The following is a 17430-nucleotide window of genomic DNA, read 5'->3' as shown; positions in this document are numbered from 1 at the left end:
TGACTTTTTGATGTATTATATCAGTTGTGAGTTAGCACTCACACATTGGGAGTGCTAAAAATTATCAATTATTATATTTACATAAAGGAGTCTTTATAATGGCAAAAGAAACCCATGAATTTCAAGCGGAAACAAAACAGCTGCTTAATCTGATGATTCACAGCATCTATACAAATCACGAAATATTCCTTCGTGAGCTGATTTCCAATGCCTCTGATGCCATCGATAAGCTGCACTTTGCTTCCCTTACCGATAAGAGCATTCTTGAGGGCAATGAAGATTATGAGATTTTCCTTATCCCTGACAAGGACAGCCATACTCTTACCATCTCTGATAATGGTATTGGCATGAACAAGGAAGAAATTGTGGAGAACCTTGGTACTATTGCAAAATCCGGCACCAAGGCCTTTTTGGAGCAGCTTAAGAAGGAAAAGGAAAATGCCGGCAATGCTGATATCAGTGATAATCTCATTGGCCAGTTTGGTGTTGGCTTCTATTCCGCATTTATGGTGGCAGAGAAGGTTACTGTAGTGACCCGCAAGGCCGGGGAGAAGGAGGCTGTTCGTTGGGAATCCACAGGTGATGGTTCTTACACCATGGAGGAATGCGAAAAGGAAACCCGCGGTACCACCATTACAATTACCTTGGGCAAGGATTTCTATGGCGATAGTGCTGAGGAAAACTTCACTGACAACTGGAATATTCAGAATTTGGTAAAGAAGTATTCCGATTATGTCCGTTATCCTATCAAGATGAACTTTGAAACAGAGGAAACTCCTCGTGATGAAGAGGGCAAGGAAATTGAAGGTGCTGAGAAGATTAAGAAGACCGAGGTTCGTACTCTTAATTCCATGCAGCCACTGTGGACCAAGAACAAGTCTGATATCTCCAAGGAAGAATACAGCAAGTTCCTGAAGACCCAATTCCATGAGTGGGAGGAGCCAATGGAGGTATTCCATAATAAGGCCGAGGGAACTGTTGAGTATACTTCTCTCCTGTATATTCCAGCCAAGGCACCATTTAACCTGTATCACACTGACTATGAGCCAGGCATTCAGCTTTATTCCCGTCACGTATTCATCATGGATAAATGCAAGGACTTATTGCCGGATTATCTTGGCTTTGTAAAGGGCTTGGTGGATTCTCCTGATTTATCTTTGAATATTTCCCGTGAGCTTTTGCAGCAGAGCCGTGAGCTTAAGACCATCGGCAAGAACATGGAAAAGACTATTTTGAAGTCGCTGGAAAGAAAGCTCAGCAAGGACCGTGAGGGCTACGAGAAGTTCTGGGCTGAGTTTGGCAAGTCCTTAAAGATTGGTATCTATAACAGCATGTTTACCGGCAATGATATAATCAATAAGCTGAAGGAGCTGCTGCTCTTTGTATCCTCAAAGGATGGCAAGAATGTTTCCCTGAAGGAATATGTTGAGCGTATGCCAGAAAGCCAGAAGAAGATTTATTATGCTACTGGTACCGATCAGGCAACCATTGAAAAGCTGCCTCAGATGGAGCTTTTGAAGGAAAAGGGACTTGAGGTTCTCTATCTCCTTGATCCAGTGGATGAATTCGCTATTGAGGCTATTCGTACCTATGCTGATAAGGAATTCCAGTCCATCAGCCGTGGTGACTTGGATTTGGATGATGCTGAGTCCCAGGAGGTTAAGAAGGAAACTGAGGAGCTGGCCAAGACCAATGATGACCTTATTAAGGATATCAAGGAGGCTCTGGCTGACAAGGTGGCTGAGGTTAAAATCTCTGCCCGTCTGAAATCCAGTGCCGTATGTCTTGTGGCAGATGCCCAGGGACCATCCCTGTCCATGGAGCATACCTTTGCGGCTATGGATAACCATATGTTCAAGGCTAAGCGTATTTTGGAGATTAATCCGCATCATGCTCTGTTTACCCGTCTGCAGGGGCTGCACTCTGCCGGCAAGGATAGTCAGGACTTCAAGGATTACTGTGATCTGCTGTACACTCAGGCCCTTATCATTGAGGGCATAATGCCAGAGAACCCAGTGGACTTTGCCAATAAGATTGCTGAATTGATGGCAAAATAATGATGATTAGTATGTCATCAACCTCGTGTATAATTCAATAATTTAGTTCAGGTGAAAATCCCGTGACCATAAAATTATTATTGGTCATGGGATTTTTTAGTGTGATGAGGTTTTAGTTCGCCCATTTATCTTTTAGGCTGGGAAAGAAAACTAAAATAAAAAAACTTAGCGATAGGGTAGGAAAAAAGTAATTATTGTCGAATAGATAATTTAGAACTATATAAAAAGGGGTGGTATTATGCAAGATGAATATTCCGGTAAATACCGTAGTGTTAAGTTGAAAATGTGCCTTTCATTGCTTCCGCCTATTGTAATAGGACTTATCATCATTACAGCCTTGGCGGGATATAATTCCTATGGCAATATTTCTGAATTGACAGAACAAAGTACGCACCAGACTATTAAGGCCAATGCCATTGATATTCAGTCAAGGCTCAGTCGCATGAAGCTTATTAGTGAGAATATGGCTGCTTCCATGGAATTCGATTATTTAAAGGAATCCCAGGAGGAAATGGCCAATGATTTGGTAAATACTCTGAAGGATGAGGAACTGGCCAATGGTGGCGGTGTATGGTTTGAACCATTTGCTTATCGCCCATCGGATATGTATGTATGTCCGTTTGTTTTCCGGGAGAATGGCAATTTAAAGGTTTCCTATGATTATGTCAAGGAAAGTGGAGACTACATTCCAACGGATTGGTATAAGCTGGGCAAGGCTGCCAAGCATGGTGATGCGGCCCTTACTGAGCCGTATTATGATTCAGCGGCCAAAATTATGATGGTGACTTACTCCTCACCTATGTATTCCGAGGGAGATGCAGGTAAATATGTTGGTAACGTAACTCTTGATATTTCTCTGGCCTCCATTTCTGAGATGGTTAAGGGAATACATATTAACGGCAAGGGATATGCGATACTGACCTCGGATGATGGTACTTATATTGCCGGTGTTGATGAAGCAAAGCTGAACGGGGAGACAAAAGCTACCGAGGAGTCAAATGCTTCCATGGCTGCCGCCATGAAGCAGATGGTTTCTGCAACGCAGGATGGCAATACCCAGTTTGAAAACGAAAATGGTGATACCATGATCGTTTATTATCAGACTATACCAGATATTAACTGGCATCTTGGTGTGGTTATTTCCAAGAGTGATTTGTATTCCGAAGCATATAAACTGTTATTTACTTTGGCAGGGATTGCAGTAGTAGTGCTGGTATTGCTTATGCTTGCGGCCTATCGTACTGTTTCTGGTTATGCGACGAGAATTGGTGTAGACAAGAAATTTGCTGAGGATTTGGCCGATGGAGATTATGCTCGCCCTGAGGTTATCGCAAAAGCTAATGATGAAATTGGGCATTTGGGAAATGCCATCAATCGAATGTACCGTCAGACCAAGAAGGTCATTAATACCATTTCTGAGCATTCCGGCAGTATGAATGAGTCCAGCCGCACGCTGGGAGCATCCGCTGAAATGCTGACAGAGCGTATGGATACAATTCAGAATAAAATGACATCCATAAATGAGGCCATGATGAGTGCCAGCTCGGCAACAGAGGAGGTCAATGCTTCGGTAGACAGCGTAAGTCAGGCGGCTCATGTATTGCTTGGTGAGGCAACCAATAGCCTGAAACAGGCTGAGGAAATTCGTACCAGAGCAAAGGAAGTGGAGAAAAACTCAACAGAGGCCAGTCTGTCAGCTGAAAAGCTGGCCAAGGAATTTAGCACCAAGCTGGCAGAATCAATCGAGCAGTCAAGAACTGTGGAGCAGGTCGGATCAATGGCGGCTACTATTTCCGGTATAGCAAAGCAGATAAATCTTCTTTCTTTGAATGCATCTATTGAGGCAGCCAGTGCAGGCGAGTCCGGACGTGGATTTACGGTAGTTGCGATGGAAATTGGTAAGCTGGCCAAGGAGACGGCTGATACTGTAGAGGAGATTCAGCAGAATATAAGTGCAGTTCAGAGTGCCGTTGCAACCCTTTCCAGTGATGCCGGAGATATTTTGACCTTCCTTAACGAAACTGTAGCACCTCAATATATTGAGTTTACCAAGGTGGCTAAGCAATATGGAACTGATGCGGAAACCTTCCGTGCCGTTTCCCAAAAGATTGCTGAAACCAGTGGAAATGTCAATGATACCATGGAGCAGGTCAATAAGGCTATAGCCCAGATTGCTAATTCGGCCCAGTCAACAGCCGCTCTTACCGTACAGATTACCGATGCGGTGGATGAAGTATCCGATTCTGTAAGAGATGTAAGTGGTATAAGTCAGCAGCAGTCGACTATTGCCGAGAGCCTGCGGGAGGCAGTCAGCAATTTCAGATTGAATAAATAATTATCCATTTTAATCAAAAAAGTCCTATGATAAATGCAGGAGCAGCTGCATGAGTCATAGGACTTTTTTATGATACTTATTTTAGTTCTTTCGGTATTCTCTGGCGGATACCTTGAATTGCTTTTTGAATTCCCGTGAGAAGGTGGAATAGTCCTTGAATCCGCATTGAAAACATATATCAGTAATGGGGGCGGAGGTGGTGCTTAGAAGCTCCTTGGCTAAAAGAAGCCGCTTGCTGGAGATATACTGGTGGACGCTGTAGCCAGTTTCGGCCTTGAATTTTCGCATCAGATGATACTTACTGACAAAGACAGTATCAGAAAGTAAGTCTACAGTAAGGTCCTCCTCCAGATGGGAATTGATGTATTCCAGCACCAGCTGGACCTTGGGGTCGTAGGTGGCCTCATGGAGCTTTTCCAGTTGATTTGTCATAAGGGCACGGTTCAGCAATATCATAAATTCAATAAAAAGAATTTCTGTGTACAGCTCATTGGCAAAGCCCTGTCCCTTGTCCACCTTTTCAATTTTTTTCATGTGAAAAAGCAAATCATGCTCGGTGCCCTTTGGCATGTGCATTACACTGGAGCTTTCCTTGGCTCGCAGAAAGCAGCTGGAAAGATCAACTTCTCCCTCATTCCATTGCTCATTTTGCCAGTGGGTGAGAAAGTCCTGGGAAACGTAGATAACAATACGTTCATATAGCTTGCCGGGATAGGTAACGGGGCGGTGGATTTCGCCGGCACTGACAAAGAGTATGTCCCTGGGCTCCAAGGGATAGTTTTTCCCCTCGATTATATATTGGCCTTCGCCGTCTATAAAAATGATGATTTTATGAAAATCGTGATAATGAAAGGGGATCTCCTTCATGGCGGTATCTTTTAGGTGAAAGATACGAAAATGCTGGTGCAAGAAGCCCTTTTTTTTATAAGTATTCATAATAGTACCTCATAGTTTGATAGTATTGCTTTATTATATTATAGCACTTTTTGCAATATAAATAGCAATAATTTCATATTTTATGTAAAATGTGCCTGTTATAATAAAACCATCAAAGGTAAGGAGGTAATGACCATGCAGATTGTATATGGCTTAGATATAAATAACCTGAAATACTTGGTACTGGACTACAATGAATCCCTGATGAACGGTGATACTGTTTGTAAGCTGGCAGCTTTTCGTAGCGGCCTGGGAGCAGACAGGGTCGTATTCATGGATATGGTTCATGATACCGTTATTGCCATCTATAATGCCGAGGGTCATAACGTAGTTCCTGACCTGAACGATTTTAAGGCAGCAAGAACTATTTCTGCTGGTAGTCATGAACGTGAATATCATGTAACCGATTATTATTTAAGCACAATTGTGTCCGAAAAGACACTTATAAAAGCGGCTTGTTAATACCAATCAATTTGAATTAATTCAAACACTGTTAACAGGGGGGATAAAGGCTCCCTTTTCGTTGACAGTGTTTTATTTTTGATGATATATTGTATGAGTAAGTTATCGTCTGTCATATTTATTTTAACAGAGGAGTTGAGAACTAAATGAAAGCATCCATTATTATGGGGAGCGATTCAGATTGGCCAGTTTTAAAGCCGGGATATGACCTTTTGAAGCAGTTTGGCATTGAGGCAGAGGTTGTCGTGGCGTCAGCCCACCGTACCCCGGCAAAGGTTAAAGAAATAGTGACTACTGCACCTGAGCGAGGTGTAGGAGCATTCATATCAGCAGCTGGTGCTGCAGCCCATTTAGGTGGCGTTATTGCGAGTTATACCACCCTGCCAGTTATTGGAGTACCTATAAATGCTACTTCATTAAACGGCATGGATGCATTGCTTAGTACAGTTCAGATGCCTTCTGGCATACCTGTAGCTACTATGTCAATTAACGGAGCAAAGAACGCCGCCATTTTTATTGCAGAAATTTTCGCTCTCTCCGATAAGGACATTAAGGAAAAGCTGATAAAGTACAGGGAAAAAATGGTTTCCGATGTTGAAGCAAAGGCAAAGCGTGTTGAGCAGCAGCTTAACAAGGACTAATCCTTTACTTTACATATAGAATTATTTTTTAGGTTTATTTAATTGGAGGTTATTTAAACAATGGAAAAGAAGAACGCAATCTACGAAGGCAAAGCAAAGATTTTGTACGCAACTGAGAATCCAGACCAGCTGATTTGCTACTACAAGGATGATGCTACAGCCGGTAATGGTGCAAAGAAGGGTACAATTGTGGATAAGGGTATCATGAACAACAAGATTACCATGTTCTTCTTTGATTTGTTAGCAAAAGAGGGTATCAGCAATCACGTTATTGAGGTTATGGATGACCGTAACGTATTGATTAAGAAGCTGGATATCGTTCCACTGGAGGTTATTATCCGTAATGTGGCTGCTGGCAGCCTGGCTAAGCGTCTTGGCCTGGAGGAGGGTACTCCTATGTCCATGCCTGTTATTGAGCTTTGCTATAAGAATGATGATTTAGGTGACCCAATGGTTAATCGTTATCATGTACTGGCCTGCAAGCTGGCTTCTGCAGAGGAGCTGGACGAGATTGAGGCCCAGGCATTGAAGATTAACAAGATTATGGTTGATTACCTTAAGACCAAGAACATTGACCTCATTGACTTTAAGCTGGAATTTGGCCGTGATAAGGATGGTAAGATTATCCTGGCTGATGAGATTTCTCCTGATAATTGCCGCTTCTGGGATTCCGTAACCAAGGAGAAGCTGGACAAGGACCGCTTCCGTCGTGACCTTGGTAATGTTGAGGATGCATACAAGGAGATTCTGAAGCGTCTCACCGGTGAAGTTCGCTAATAGATAAAAATTGCATATTGATTTAGATTGGAAGGTTTAAAGTGATTGATTTAGAAGAAGACAAGATGAAGGAGGAGTGCGGCGTCTTTGGCGTCTACTCCCGGGAATTCAATGTCTCCGAATTGACTTATTATGGTCTTATTGCTTTGCAGCACCGGGGCCAGGAGAGCACAGGCATCGCCGTAACTGACGGTGCCTGGATGGATGTGAGCCGGGGAATGGGCCTTGTGCGGGAGGTGTTCCGCCATCAGATTCCTCAGATGGAAAATCAGTACATTGCCATTGGCCATGTGCGGTACTCCACTACAGGTTCCAGCCTGTTGGCAAATACCCAGCCCTTGATGGTGTCCTATTCCGGTGGCAAGATCGCTCTGGCTCATAATGGTAATCTGACCAATGCCGGTGAGATTCGCCGCAAGCTGGAGGAAAGTGGTACTATCTTTCAGACTACCATTGATTCAGAGGTTTTCGTAAATCTTATTGCCCGTTCCCGGAAGGTTACTGTTGAAGAAAAAATCATCGATAGCCTAAAGAAAATCAAGGGTGCTTACTGTCTCACAATTATGACTGAGGATAAGCTGATTGGAGCCAGGGACCCTCAGGGCTTCCGACCTCTTTGCATTGGCAGATTGGAGGATGGGGGCTATGTTCTTAGCTCTGAAAGCTGCGGCCTTGATGTGGTGGGAGCAGAATTTGTCCGTGATGTGGAGCCAGGTGAAATGGTGGTTATTGACGAAAATGGTCTGGAATCCCATCGATTTGCCAAGGCAAAGCCATCCATGTGCATTTTTGAGTTTATTTATTTTGCCCGTCCTGACTCTATTATTGATGGTCAGAGTGTCCATGAGTCCCGTTTTGAAATGGGACGTATACTGGCAAAAGAGGCAAAATGCAAGGGCGATATTGTGATTTCCGTTCCGGATTCAGGTAATGTGGCGGCCTCCGGCTATGCCTACGAGGCTGGACTTCCTTATGTCAGTGGTCTTATTAAGAACCGTTACATTGGCAGAACCTTCATCCAGCCTAGTCAGAAGCAGAGAGATACTGCCGTTAAGCTGAAGCTGAATCCTGTGAAGTCTGTGGTAAAGGGCAAATCTGTCATCGTAATTGATGATTCCATTGTTCGTGGTACCACTTCCGGCAAAATAGTGAAAATGCTACGGGATGCGGGAGCTAAAGAGGTTCACATGGTTATCAGCTCGCCGCCTATCGGATTCCCATGCTTTTATGGTATTGATACTTCGGCTCGTAAGGAGCTCATTGCAGCTACCAAGACCGTGGAGGAAATCAGGGAATACATAGGAGCTGACTCCCTGCACTTCCTTTCATTGGATGGGCTGAAGAGCTGCGTGCCGGAGCTTAATCCTAAAAATATGTGTTTTGCCTGCTTTAATGGAGGTTATCCTATTCAGCAGAAGACCCAGTCTCCGGCTGAGGCAGATAAGTATATTTTTGAGACTAGAAAGAAAAAGACAAATTGTTAATGGGGGATATAAATGGAAGAAAAGCTGACTTACCGTGACGCCGGTGTTGATATTGATGCTGGTAATTACTCTGTAAAGCTTATCAAGGATAGTGTTAAGGCCACCTATCGCCCTGAGGTTTTGGGGGATTTGGGAGGCTTTGGCGGTCTCTTTGCCCTAAATACCGGCAAGTATAAGGAGCCAGTATTGGTTTCTGGTACTGATGGTGTTGGTACCAAGCTGCGTTTGGCATTTATGCTGGACAAGCACGATACCATTGGACAGGATGCTGTGGCCATGTGCGTTAATGATATTCTGGTACAGGGGGCTGAGCCACTTTACTTCTTGGATTATCTGGCAGTTGGTAAGCTGGACCCTGAGCAGGTGGCTGCTGTGGTAAAGGGCGTTGCCAACGCCTGCAAAGAATCCGGATGTGCCCTCGTTGGTGGTGAGACCGCTGAAATGAGCGGCTTTTATCCTGTGGGTGAATACGATATTGCTGGCTTTGCAGTTGGCGTGGTGGATAAGTCAAGGATTATTACCTCTGAAAAGGTAAAGGGGGATGATGTGCTGCTGGCTTTGCCATCCTCCGGTGTTCATTCCAATGGATATTCCTTGGTTCGTAAGATAGTTTTTGAAAAGATGGGCTACAAGGGAAATGAGTTCATTGATGAGCTTGGGAAGACCATTGGTGAGGAGCTTCTTACTCCTACCAGACTTTACCCTAAGACCTGTTTACCACTCATAGAGAAATACGATATTCACGGCATGGTTCATATTACTGGTGGCGGCTTCTACGAGAATATTCCTCGTGCCCTTCCTGATAATATGGGCTGTGTAGTGGATACTACTGCCTGGGAGGTTCCTGCCATCTTCAAGCTCCTGCAAAAGTGGGGTAATGTGGATTGGAAGGAAATGTATCGTACCTTTAATATGGGTATTGGTATGGTCCTTATCGTTTCCCGTGAGGATGCTGAGGCTATCAAGGCCGATCTTAAGGCAAAGAATGAGCCTGTATATGAGATTGGCCATGTAACTACTGGCAATCACGAGGTTATTACCAAAGGCGGCGTGTTCAATGAGTAAGCATATATTAGGTATTCTATGCTCTGGTCGGGGATCCAATATGCAGTCTATTTTGGCTGCTATTAAATCCGGCCAGATTAAGGCTGAGGTAGGAATAGTGCTTACTGATAAGCCTGAAGCCAGGGCCCTCGCCGTGGCCAGAGAAAATGGCATCAAGAGTATTTGCATTAACCGCAAGGAATGCAAGGATCAGCAGGATTTTGAGGAGCAGCTGGTGGCTGAGCTTAGAAATGCTGGTGTTACTCTTGTGGTATTGGCCGGGTTTATGCGGATTTTGAGTCCGTATTTTGTAGGGGAATACAGACATCAGATTTTAAATATTCATCCGTCTCTGTTGCCATCCTTTGGAGGTGCCCACGCCCACCGGGATGTGCTGGCGTACGGTACCAAGGTATCGGGCTGCACTATTCATTTCGTGGATGAGGGTATGGATCATGGTCCAATTATTTTGCAGGATACTGTGCCTGTTTTGGAGAATGATACAGAGGAGACTCTGGCAGCCAGAGTGCTGGAAAAGGAGCATATCCTTTATCCAAGGGCCATTGAGCTTTATGTTGACGGAAAGCTGGAGCTCGTGGGCGAACGTCATGTTCGGATAAAAAATTAATTTTTAATAATAAAGGAGACTTTACTATGAAAATCAAACGCGCATTAATCAGTGTATCTGACAAAACTGGTGTGGTTGAGCTGGCAAAGAAGCTTCACGCTGCAGGAGTGGAAATCGTATCCACCGGTGGCACTATGAAGGCTATTAAGGATGCTGGTATTCCGGTAATCTATGTTAGTGATGTTACCGGTTTTCCGGAGATTATGGATGGCCGTGTAAAGACACTGAATCCTATGATTCATGGTGGTATCCTGGCTGTCCGTGACAATCCAAATCACGTTCAGGCCATGAAGGAGCACAAGATTACCGCTATTGACATGGTCGTAGTAAATCTCTATCCGTTCAAGGAAACCATTTCCAAGCCGGAGGTTGCTTTGGCTGAGGCTATTGAGAATATTGATATTGGTGGCCCTGCCATGATTCGTGCAGCCGCCAAGAACTTTAAGTACGTTACCGTTATCACTAATCCAAGCCGTTATGACCAGGTGGCTGATGAGATTGCCAAGAACGGCTGCGTAAGCGGTATGCTTCGTATGGAGCTGGCTCAGGAGGCCTTCAAGCATACTTCTGAGTATGATGATTGCATTCAGAATTATCTTATGGAGCAGGTGAACAAGTAATGAATATTTTAGTAATCGGCAGTGGCGCAAGGGAGCACACTTTGGTATGGAAGCTGAGCCAGAGTGCCAAGGCTGACAAAATCTACGCGATACCTGGCAATCCTGGTATGGCCTCTTTGGCAGAGTGCGTTCCTGAGATTTCCATTACCGATAACGATTCCATGGTGAAATTTGCCAAGGAAAATAATGTGGAGCTGGCAGTAGTTGGTCCGGAGGTACCCCTTACCAATGGTGCGGTAGATGCCTTTAATGCTGCTGGTATCAAGGCCTTTGGACCAGTACAGGCTGCGGCTGAAATCGAAGGCTCCAAGGCCTTTTCCAAGGGCCTTATGAAGAAATACAATATCCCTACTGCCAAATACGAGGTTTTTACTGATGCGGCAGCAGCCAAGGAATATATTAAAGCTGAGGGCGCTCCTATTGTTATTAAGGCCGACGGACTTGCTGCAGGCAAGGGTGTAATTGTGGCTATGACTCTGGATGAAGCACTGGGGGCCATTGATGAAATCATGGGTGACGGTGCCTTCGGCAATGCTGGGAGTCGTGTGGTGGTTGAAGAATTTATGGATGGTGAGGAGGTTTCTGTACTTTGCTTCACCGACGGTAAGACCATTATTCCAATGGTTCCTTCCCAGGATCATAAGCGTGTAAACGATAATGACCAGGGACCAAATACTGGTGGTATGGGTGCCTATGCCCCTGCTCCAGTAGGTACTCCTGAGCTGTTGGCTGAAACCCAGAAGCTGATTCTCGAACCAACCATTAAGGCTATGGAAAAGGAAGGTCGTCTTTATAAGGGTTGCCTTTATGCAGGTCTTATGGTGACTGACGGAAAACCAAGAGTTGTGGAATTTAATGCCCGCTTTGGTGACCCTGAAACCCAGGTGGTTCTGCCACTTCTGGAAAGTGATTTGGTGGATGTTATGCTCTCCTGCATTGATGGCACTCTTGCTGAAACTGAGGTGAAGTGGAGCAAGGGGGCGGCTGTATGTGTTGTTATGGCTGCCGGTGGCTATCCTAAGAGCTACAATAAGGGTGATGAGATAACTGGTCTTAAGGAGGCTGAGGCTGGTGGCAACATTGTGTTCCATGCCGGTACCTCCGAAAAGGACGGCCATATCTACACCAATGGCGGACGTGTACTTGGTGTGGTTGCCAAGGCTGATGGTATCAAGGAAGCAGTGGATTCTGCCTACGCCTCTGTGGACAAGATTCACTTCAAGGCTGCCCACTTCCGCCATGATATTGCCCATTGGGCTTTGGAACGCTTGAAGAAGTGATAAAACTGCTGTATACTTGAAGCATAATCTAATGAACGGAGTGAGCTCAATGGTCGTTAATGAAAATGTTAATGCGAATGTTAATAAATTGGTGAAGGACCATGCTGTCAATAGGCCTGAAAAAATGAGAAGCTCAGCAGAAATTACTGCCAGATATAATCTTTCCTGCAAGAAGTATAAGGAGCTTAAGGCTGCCAAGGCTGAGTTTCGTGAGCAGAAGGTTATGGTATACGCAGAACTTAAGGTTTTGGGATGGGTGCTGGGAAAGAGCGAGCAGACCATTTCCAAGGACGCAAACTGATAGTTGTATTTTAGACTGCCCTGTGTTTTTCATGGGGCAGTTTTATTGTGTCCGTTTTTATATACAGGGTATTTTATGCTATACTTATTACATTAGTGAGTACTTAAGGAGGTCATTTTTTATGAAAGTAAATGACATTATTCATGGCTTTAAGCTGATAAAAACCGACCATGTGCCAGAGGTGGCTTCTGACACATTTGAATTTAGACATGTTAAGAGCGGTGCCCGTCTTTTATATTTAAAGAATAAGGATGATAATAAGGTATTTTCCATTGCCTTTCGCACCCCTCCAACGGATGATACTGGTGTACCCCATATTATTGAGCATTCTACTCTCTGCGGTTCACGAAAATTTCCATTAAAGGAGCCATTTGTAGAACTGGTGAAGGGGTCCCTTAACACCTTCCTCAATGCCATGACATATCCGGACAAGACCATATATCCTGTGGCCAGCTGCAACGACAAGGATTTCCACAATCTTATGGATGTTTACCTCGATGCGGTATTTTATCCTGTAATGCTGGAAAATCCTGAAATCCTTATGCAGGAGGGCTGGCATTATGAAATCGAAAAGCAGGATGAGCCATTAAAGTACAGTGGTGTGGTTTATAACGAAATGAAGGGGGCCCTGTCCTCTCCTGAGGATTTGCTTGCAAATGAAATAATGCGTGCCCTTTACCCTGATACTACCTATTCCAAAGAGTCCGGTGGTAATCCGGCGGCCATTCCGAGCCTCACCTATGAGCAGTTTAAGGAGTTCCATAGAAAGTATTATTCCCCAGCCAACAGCTACATATATCTCTATGGCGATATGGATATTGAGGAGCAGCTGAAGTTTATTGATGAGGAATACCTTAGCAACTTTGACATTGTGGATGTGGATTCCACCATTGAGGAGCAGAAGGCTTTCAACGAAATTAAGCGAGTGGTGGCTGATTATCCAATTGGTGAGGCGGAAACCACCGAGGCCAAGACTTTCCTGTCCTATTCCGTAGTTGCAGGAGATACTGATGAGGTGGAAGATCTGCTGGCTATGTCCCTTTTAGAGGAGGCTCTTTTAAAGAATCACGCTTCACCTTTGCGAATGGCCCTTATTGAATCTGGTATTGGTCAGGATGTGTCCTCCAGCTTTGAAGGTGCAATGCTCCAGCCATTCTTTAGTATTGAGATGAACGGTTCTGAGCCACAGCATGCGGACAAGTTTGTGGATATAATCCGTACTACCCTGGCTAAGCTTGTTAAAGAGGGCATTGACCGCAATCTTTTGGAGGGTACTTTGAACCGTATGGAGTTTCGTCTTCGTGAATCTGATTTTGGTACTGCCCCAAAGGGACTTATCTACAATTTGACCCTTATGAACAGCTGGCTTTATGATAGGGATCCACTTATCATGCTGCGCTATGAGGATTTATTGGTGTCCCTTCGCGAGAAGCTGTCCACCAGATATTATGAGGACCTTATTCAGACTAAGCTGCTGGACAATAAATTTGGTGCATTGGTGGTATTAAAGCCAAGTGTTACTATGGCGGCTGAAAATACAAAAAAGATGGAGGAGCAGCTGGCCAAGGTGAAGTCAGGCATGACCCCAGAGGAAATTCAGGGCCTTATAGATGCTGCTGCAAAGCTGAAAAAACGTCAGCAGACTCCTGACAGCCCAGAGGCACTGGCAACTATCCCATTGCTTAAAATTTCTGATATTAATCCTAAGGCCAGGGTGTTCCCGCTGGAGGAGAAGGAAATTGACGGCGTTAAGGTGCTTTTCTCCGATGTGGACACCAAGGGAATTGTATATTATTCCGTATATTTCGATATGGATGTTATTCCACAGGAGCTGGTGCCTTATGCCTTCCTGTTTAATGACCTTATGGGACGGGTGGATACCAAATCCAATGACTATGTGGAGCTCAGCAAGAAGATGACCTTCTACACTGGAGGTATGGGGGGAGATATTGATGTATTCCCTATTTCTGGCAAGCCTGATGAGTTCCGTCCTATGTTCAGACTTACCTCCAAGGTGTTCTATCGCAATTTGCCTATTGCAGTGGAACTGATGAATGAGGTCATTAATGAAACCATCTTTGAGAATGATACACGCCTCAAGGAGCTGATTGTCCAATCCAAGGTGGGCATGGAAATGGAGATGCTGAATTCTTCCGTATCTGTCGCCCGTAGCCGTCTGGCATCCTTTATCTCCAAGGATGGTGTATTTGAGGAAATGGGTGAGCTGTCACTTTATCCGATATTGAAGGATTTGGCAGATAATTTTGATGAGCGTTTCGAGGATTTTAAGTCCAAGCTCCAGCAGATAAAGAAATTGCTGTTTAGCTCCAAGCGACTTACCATTGGCGTTACTATGCCTAAGGCTGATTATGGTATGTTCGAAAAGGAAATCAAGGTGCTTATTGAGGCCTTGAAGGCAAACAAGGAGGCTGACCGTGCTGCTAGCTGTTCTTATGATTTACCGGTAGAGAACCATCAGGAGGCTCTCTTATCATCCAGTCAGGTGCAGTATGTGGGCAAGGGTGCCAACCTTATTAAGCTGGGTTATGATGTGCCGGGGTATCTCCGTGTAATGGAGGTAATGTTAAAATACGAATACTTCTGGATAAAAATAAGGGTTCAGGGCGGTGCCTATGGTGCCATGACCAGCATTAACAGCAATGGTAATGTGATGTTCCTGTCCTACAGAGATCCAAAGCTGAAGGAAACACTGCAGGTCTTTGATGAAACCGCTGATTTCCTGAAGAATTTTGATGCGGATGAACGGGAAATGACCAAGTATATTATTGGTACCATCAGCAATGCTGATATGCCATTGACTCCAAAAATGATGGGTAGCTTTGCCCAGAGCCTGTATTTCAGAAAATACAGCCAGGAGCAGCGCCAAAAGGTAAGGGATGAGATTCTTTCCACCACTCCAGAGGATATAAGAAAGCTTGCTCCGGCAATTGAGGCTGCCATGAAGGCTGATAATATATGTATTTTTGGCAACGAAACTGTTTTGGAAGAAAATAAGGCTGTATTTGACATAATGACACGGGTAATGGACTAAGATATGTTATGTTTAATAAGGACTTTCATTGACTTTGTTTGGTCACCATGCAATAATTATGTTGGTTATGCAAATTAACTTGGTTATGTAACATGACAATGTTTGGAGGTTTTTTTGTGAAGGATGTTGTTTTTAGAGGTGCTGGCGTAGCCATTATTACACCATTTACCGAAGATGGAATCAATTTCGAGGAGCTGGGCCGTATTATTGAGGATCAGATTGCTGGTGGCACAGATGCCATTGTAATTACTGGTACTACGGGCGAGTCCGCTACAATGTCTGATGAAGAACATAAAGCCGCTATTAAATATGCAGTGGAGAAGGTTGCTGGCCGTATTCCTGTGGTTGCAGGTACCGGCTCCAACGAGACAGCCTATGCCATTCAGCTTTCCCAGTATGCTGAGAAGGTGGGGGCAGATGCACTGCTGGTGGTTACTCCATACTATAATAAATGTACCCAGAAGGGCTTGGTTAAGCATTATACTGCTATTGCAGATTCTGTTAATATTCCAATAATCATGTACAATGTGCCTTCACGCACCGGTGTGAATATTCAGCTCTCCACTTATAAGGAGCTTTCCAAGCACCCACGAATCGTGGCTGTTAAGGAAGCCAGCGGAGATCTGTCCCAGATAGCCAAGATCCGCCATGAGTGTGGTGATGATCTGGCAGTTTATTCCGGCAATGATGATCAGATCGTTCCTATTCTTTCTTTGGGGGGACAGGGGGTTATTTCCGTATTGTCCAATGTGGCCCCAAAGGAGACCCATGACATTTGCCAGCTGTTCTTTGACGGCAAGGTGAAGGAGGCTGCCCAGCTGCAGATTGATTTCATCGATTTGATTGGTGCTCTTTTCTGTGAGGTAAATCCTATTCCTGTTAAGGTTGCTATGCGTATGAAGGGATATAATGCTGGTCCATTGCGCTTGCCATTAACGGAGATGGAGCCAGAGCATGAGGCGTTACTGAAGAAGTGTTTGGAAGCACACAAGCTCCTGTAATACTTCTTAATATACAATCCTAAAACGGTTGTAGGATTGTCGAAGGATTGATGTCGAGGGCTGCAACTGCATAGGTTGCAGCTCTTTTTTATGGGGATAGCTTTTGAGGGGAAGGCTATGCCAGGGGATATTTAGGAGGTTATTATGAGAGGAGTTTTCGACATTGTTGGGCCCATTATGATTGGACCATCCAGCTCCCATACGGCTGGTGCGGCCAGATTAGGGCTTATGGCAGGGAAAATTTTAGGGGAACCGGTGGCAAAAGCGGAGATTTTATTGCATGGTTCCTTTGCCAGAACCTATCGGGGACATGGTACCGACAAGGCCTTAATAGGTGGCTTGTTGGGCTTTTCCCCTGAGGATGAACGAATTCGCGATGCCTTGGATATTGCCAAGGAACGCGGACTGGATTATTCATTTGCACCAGTGGATTTAGGGGATGCTCATCCTAATACGGCGGTGTTTATCCTTACCGGCATTAATGGACGCAAAATTACTGTTGGCGGTGCCTCTGTAGGCGGTGGCAATATTGAGGTGAGGAACATTGATAGCTTCCAGATAGCTCTCACTGGTCAATATCCATCCTTGATTATCATTCATACGGACAAGCCAGGGGTTATTCGGGATATTTCCGATGTACTGGCAAAGCATCGTGTAAATATTGCTTTTATGCGGGTGTTCCGGCGTAACCGGGGTCAGCAGGCTATGATGATAATTGAGACAGATGAGGAACTGACAGAGGATATTATTCAGGATTGCCGCAGCACCGGCGTTATCGAAAATGCCTTTGCAGTACCAGCTATATAGGAGAG

15 protein-coding genes are annotated in these 17430 nt (G+C 44.7%); 14 read left to right on the top strand and 1 reads right to left on the bottom strand.

Translation table 11 applies throughout. The features are described 5' to 3' along the window. The first annotated feature begins 98 nt into the window (after positions 1–98). Both htpG and B6K08_RS13675 read left to right on the top strand, forming a co-directional pair. Positions 99–2057, top strand: a complete 1959-nt coding sequence (htpG, locus tag B6K08_RS02935) for a molecular chaperone HtpG (protein WP_039210139.1) — start codon at positions 99–101, stop codon at positions 2055–2057. 238 nt (positions 2058–2295) lie between these two features. Beyond that, a complete protein-coding gene (locus tag B6K08_RS13675; protein WP_080325324.1) occupies positions 2296–4392 on the top strand; it encodes a methyl-accepting chemotaxis protein in 2097 nt (698 codons plus the stop codon). Positions 4393–4473: 81 nt separating this feature from the next. On the opposite strand, the gene B6K08_RS02925 is transcribed toward B6K08_RS13675, so the two are convergent. Continuing rightward, complete coding sequence (locus B6K08_RS02925) at positions 4474–5328, bottom strand: AraC family transcriptional regulator (RefSeq protein ID WP_039206104.1); 855 nt, start codon at positions 5326–5328, stop codon at positions 4474–4476. Positions 5329–5463: 135 nt separating this feature from the next. On the opposite strand from B6K08_RS02925, the gene B6K08_RS02920 reads away from it, so the two are divergent. The 12 genes from B6K08_RS02920 (at position 5464) to sdaAB (ending at position 17425) form a co-directional block, all read left to right on the top strand. After that, positions 5464–5790, top strand: a complete 327-nt coding sequence (locus B6K08_RS02920) for a hypothetical protein (RefSeq protein WP_039206103.1) — start codon at positions 5464–5466, stop codon at positions 5788–5790. A 146-nt stretch (positions 5791–5936) separates the two neighbouring features. Beyond that, positions 5937–6431, top strand: coding sequence for a 5-(carboxyamino)imidazole ribonucleotide mutase (gene purE, locus B6K08_RS02915; RefSeq protein WP_039206102.1), 495 nt, complete (start codon positions 5937–5939; stop codon positions 6429–6431). A gap of 60 nt (positions 6432–6491) precedes the next feature. Then, positions 6492–7208 carry a phosphoribosylaminoimidazolesuccinocarboxamide synthase gene (purC, locus tag B6K08_RS02910; protein WP_027396303.1) on the top strand — a complete coding sequence of 239 codons (717 nt, stop codon included), beginning with the start codon at positions 6492–6494 and terminating at the stop codon, positions 7206–7208. 65 nt (positions 7209–7273) lie between these two features. Then, a complete protein-coding gene (gene purF, locus B6K08_RS02905; RefSeq protein ID WP_039206105.1) occupies positions 7274–8692 on the top strand; it encodes an amidophosphoribosyltransferase in 1419 nt (472 codons plus the stop codon). 12 nt (positions 8693–8704) lie between these two features. Further along, positions 8705–9757 (top strand): phosphoribosylformylglycinamidine cyclo-ligase, encoded by a 1053-nt coding sequence (gene purM / locus B6K08_RS02900; protein WP_080325323.1) that lies wholly within the window; start codon positions 8705–8707, stop codon positions 9755–9757. Next, positions 9750–10364, top strand: a complete 615-nt coding sequence (purN, locus tag B6K08_RS02895; RefSeq protein ID WP_039205953.1) for a phosphoribosylglycinamide formyltransferase — start codon at positions 9750–9752, stop codon at positions 10362–10364. The genes purM and purN overlap by 8 nt, the downstream gene beginning before the upstream one ends. Before the next feature lie 26 nt (positions 10365–10390). After that, positions 10391–10984, top strand: a complete 594-nt coding sequence (locus B6K08_RS02890) for a hypothetical protein (protein ID WP_027396307.1) — start codon at positions 10391–10393, stop codon at positions 10982–10984. Further along, on the top strand, positions 10984–12264 hold the full coding sequence (purD, locus tag B6K08_RS02885) for a phosphoribosylamine--glycine ligase (RefSeq protein WP_039205952.1): 1281 nt from the start codon (positions 10984–10986) through the stop codon (positions 12262–12264). Before B6K08_RS02890 ends, purD begins: the two co-directional genes overlap by 1 nt. A gap of 49 nt (positions 12265–12313) precedes the next feature. Beyond that, positions 12314–12565, top strand: coding sequence for a hypothetical protein (locus B6K08_RS02880; protein ID WP_052211724.1), 252 nt, complete (start codon positions 12314–12316; stop codon positions 12563–12565). A gap of 121 nt (positions 12566–12686) precedes the next feature. Further along, the gene (locus tag B6K08_RS02875) at positions 12687–15617 is read left to right on the top strand and encodes an insulinase family protein (RefSeq protein ID WP_080325322.1); all 2931 of its coding nucleotides are present in this window, start codon (positions 12687–12689) and stop codon (positions 15615–15617) included. Positions 15618–15733: 116 nt separating this feature from the next. Next, positions 15734–16618, top strand: a complete 885-nt coding sequence (gene dapA / locus B6K08_RS02870; protein WP_080325321.1) for a 4-hydroxy-tetrahydrodipicolinate synthase — start codon at positions 15734–15736, stop codon at positions 16616–16618. Between the two features lie 144 nt (positions 16619–16762). Continuing rightward, the gene (sdaAB, locus tag B6K08_RS02865) at positions 16763–17425 is read left to right on the top strand and encodes an L-serine ammonia-lyase, iron-sulfur-dependent subunit beta (RefSeq protein WP_080325320.1); all 663 of its coding nucleotides are present in this window, start codon (positions 16763–16765) and stop codon (positions 17423–17425) included. The last annotated feature ends 5 nt before the right edge of the window (positions 17426–17430 follow it).

The organism is Anaerovibrio lipolyticus DSM 3074, assembly GCF_900141865.1.
GTDB classification, from domain to species: Bacteria; Bacillota; Negativicutes; order Selenomonadales; family Selenomonadaceae; genus Anaerovibrio; species Anaerovibrio lipolyticus.
Note: the sequence above shows the minus strand (reverse complement) of the source record. Positions and strands in the feature narration are given on the sequence as shown.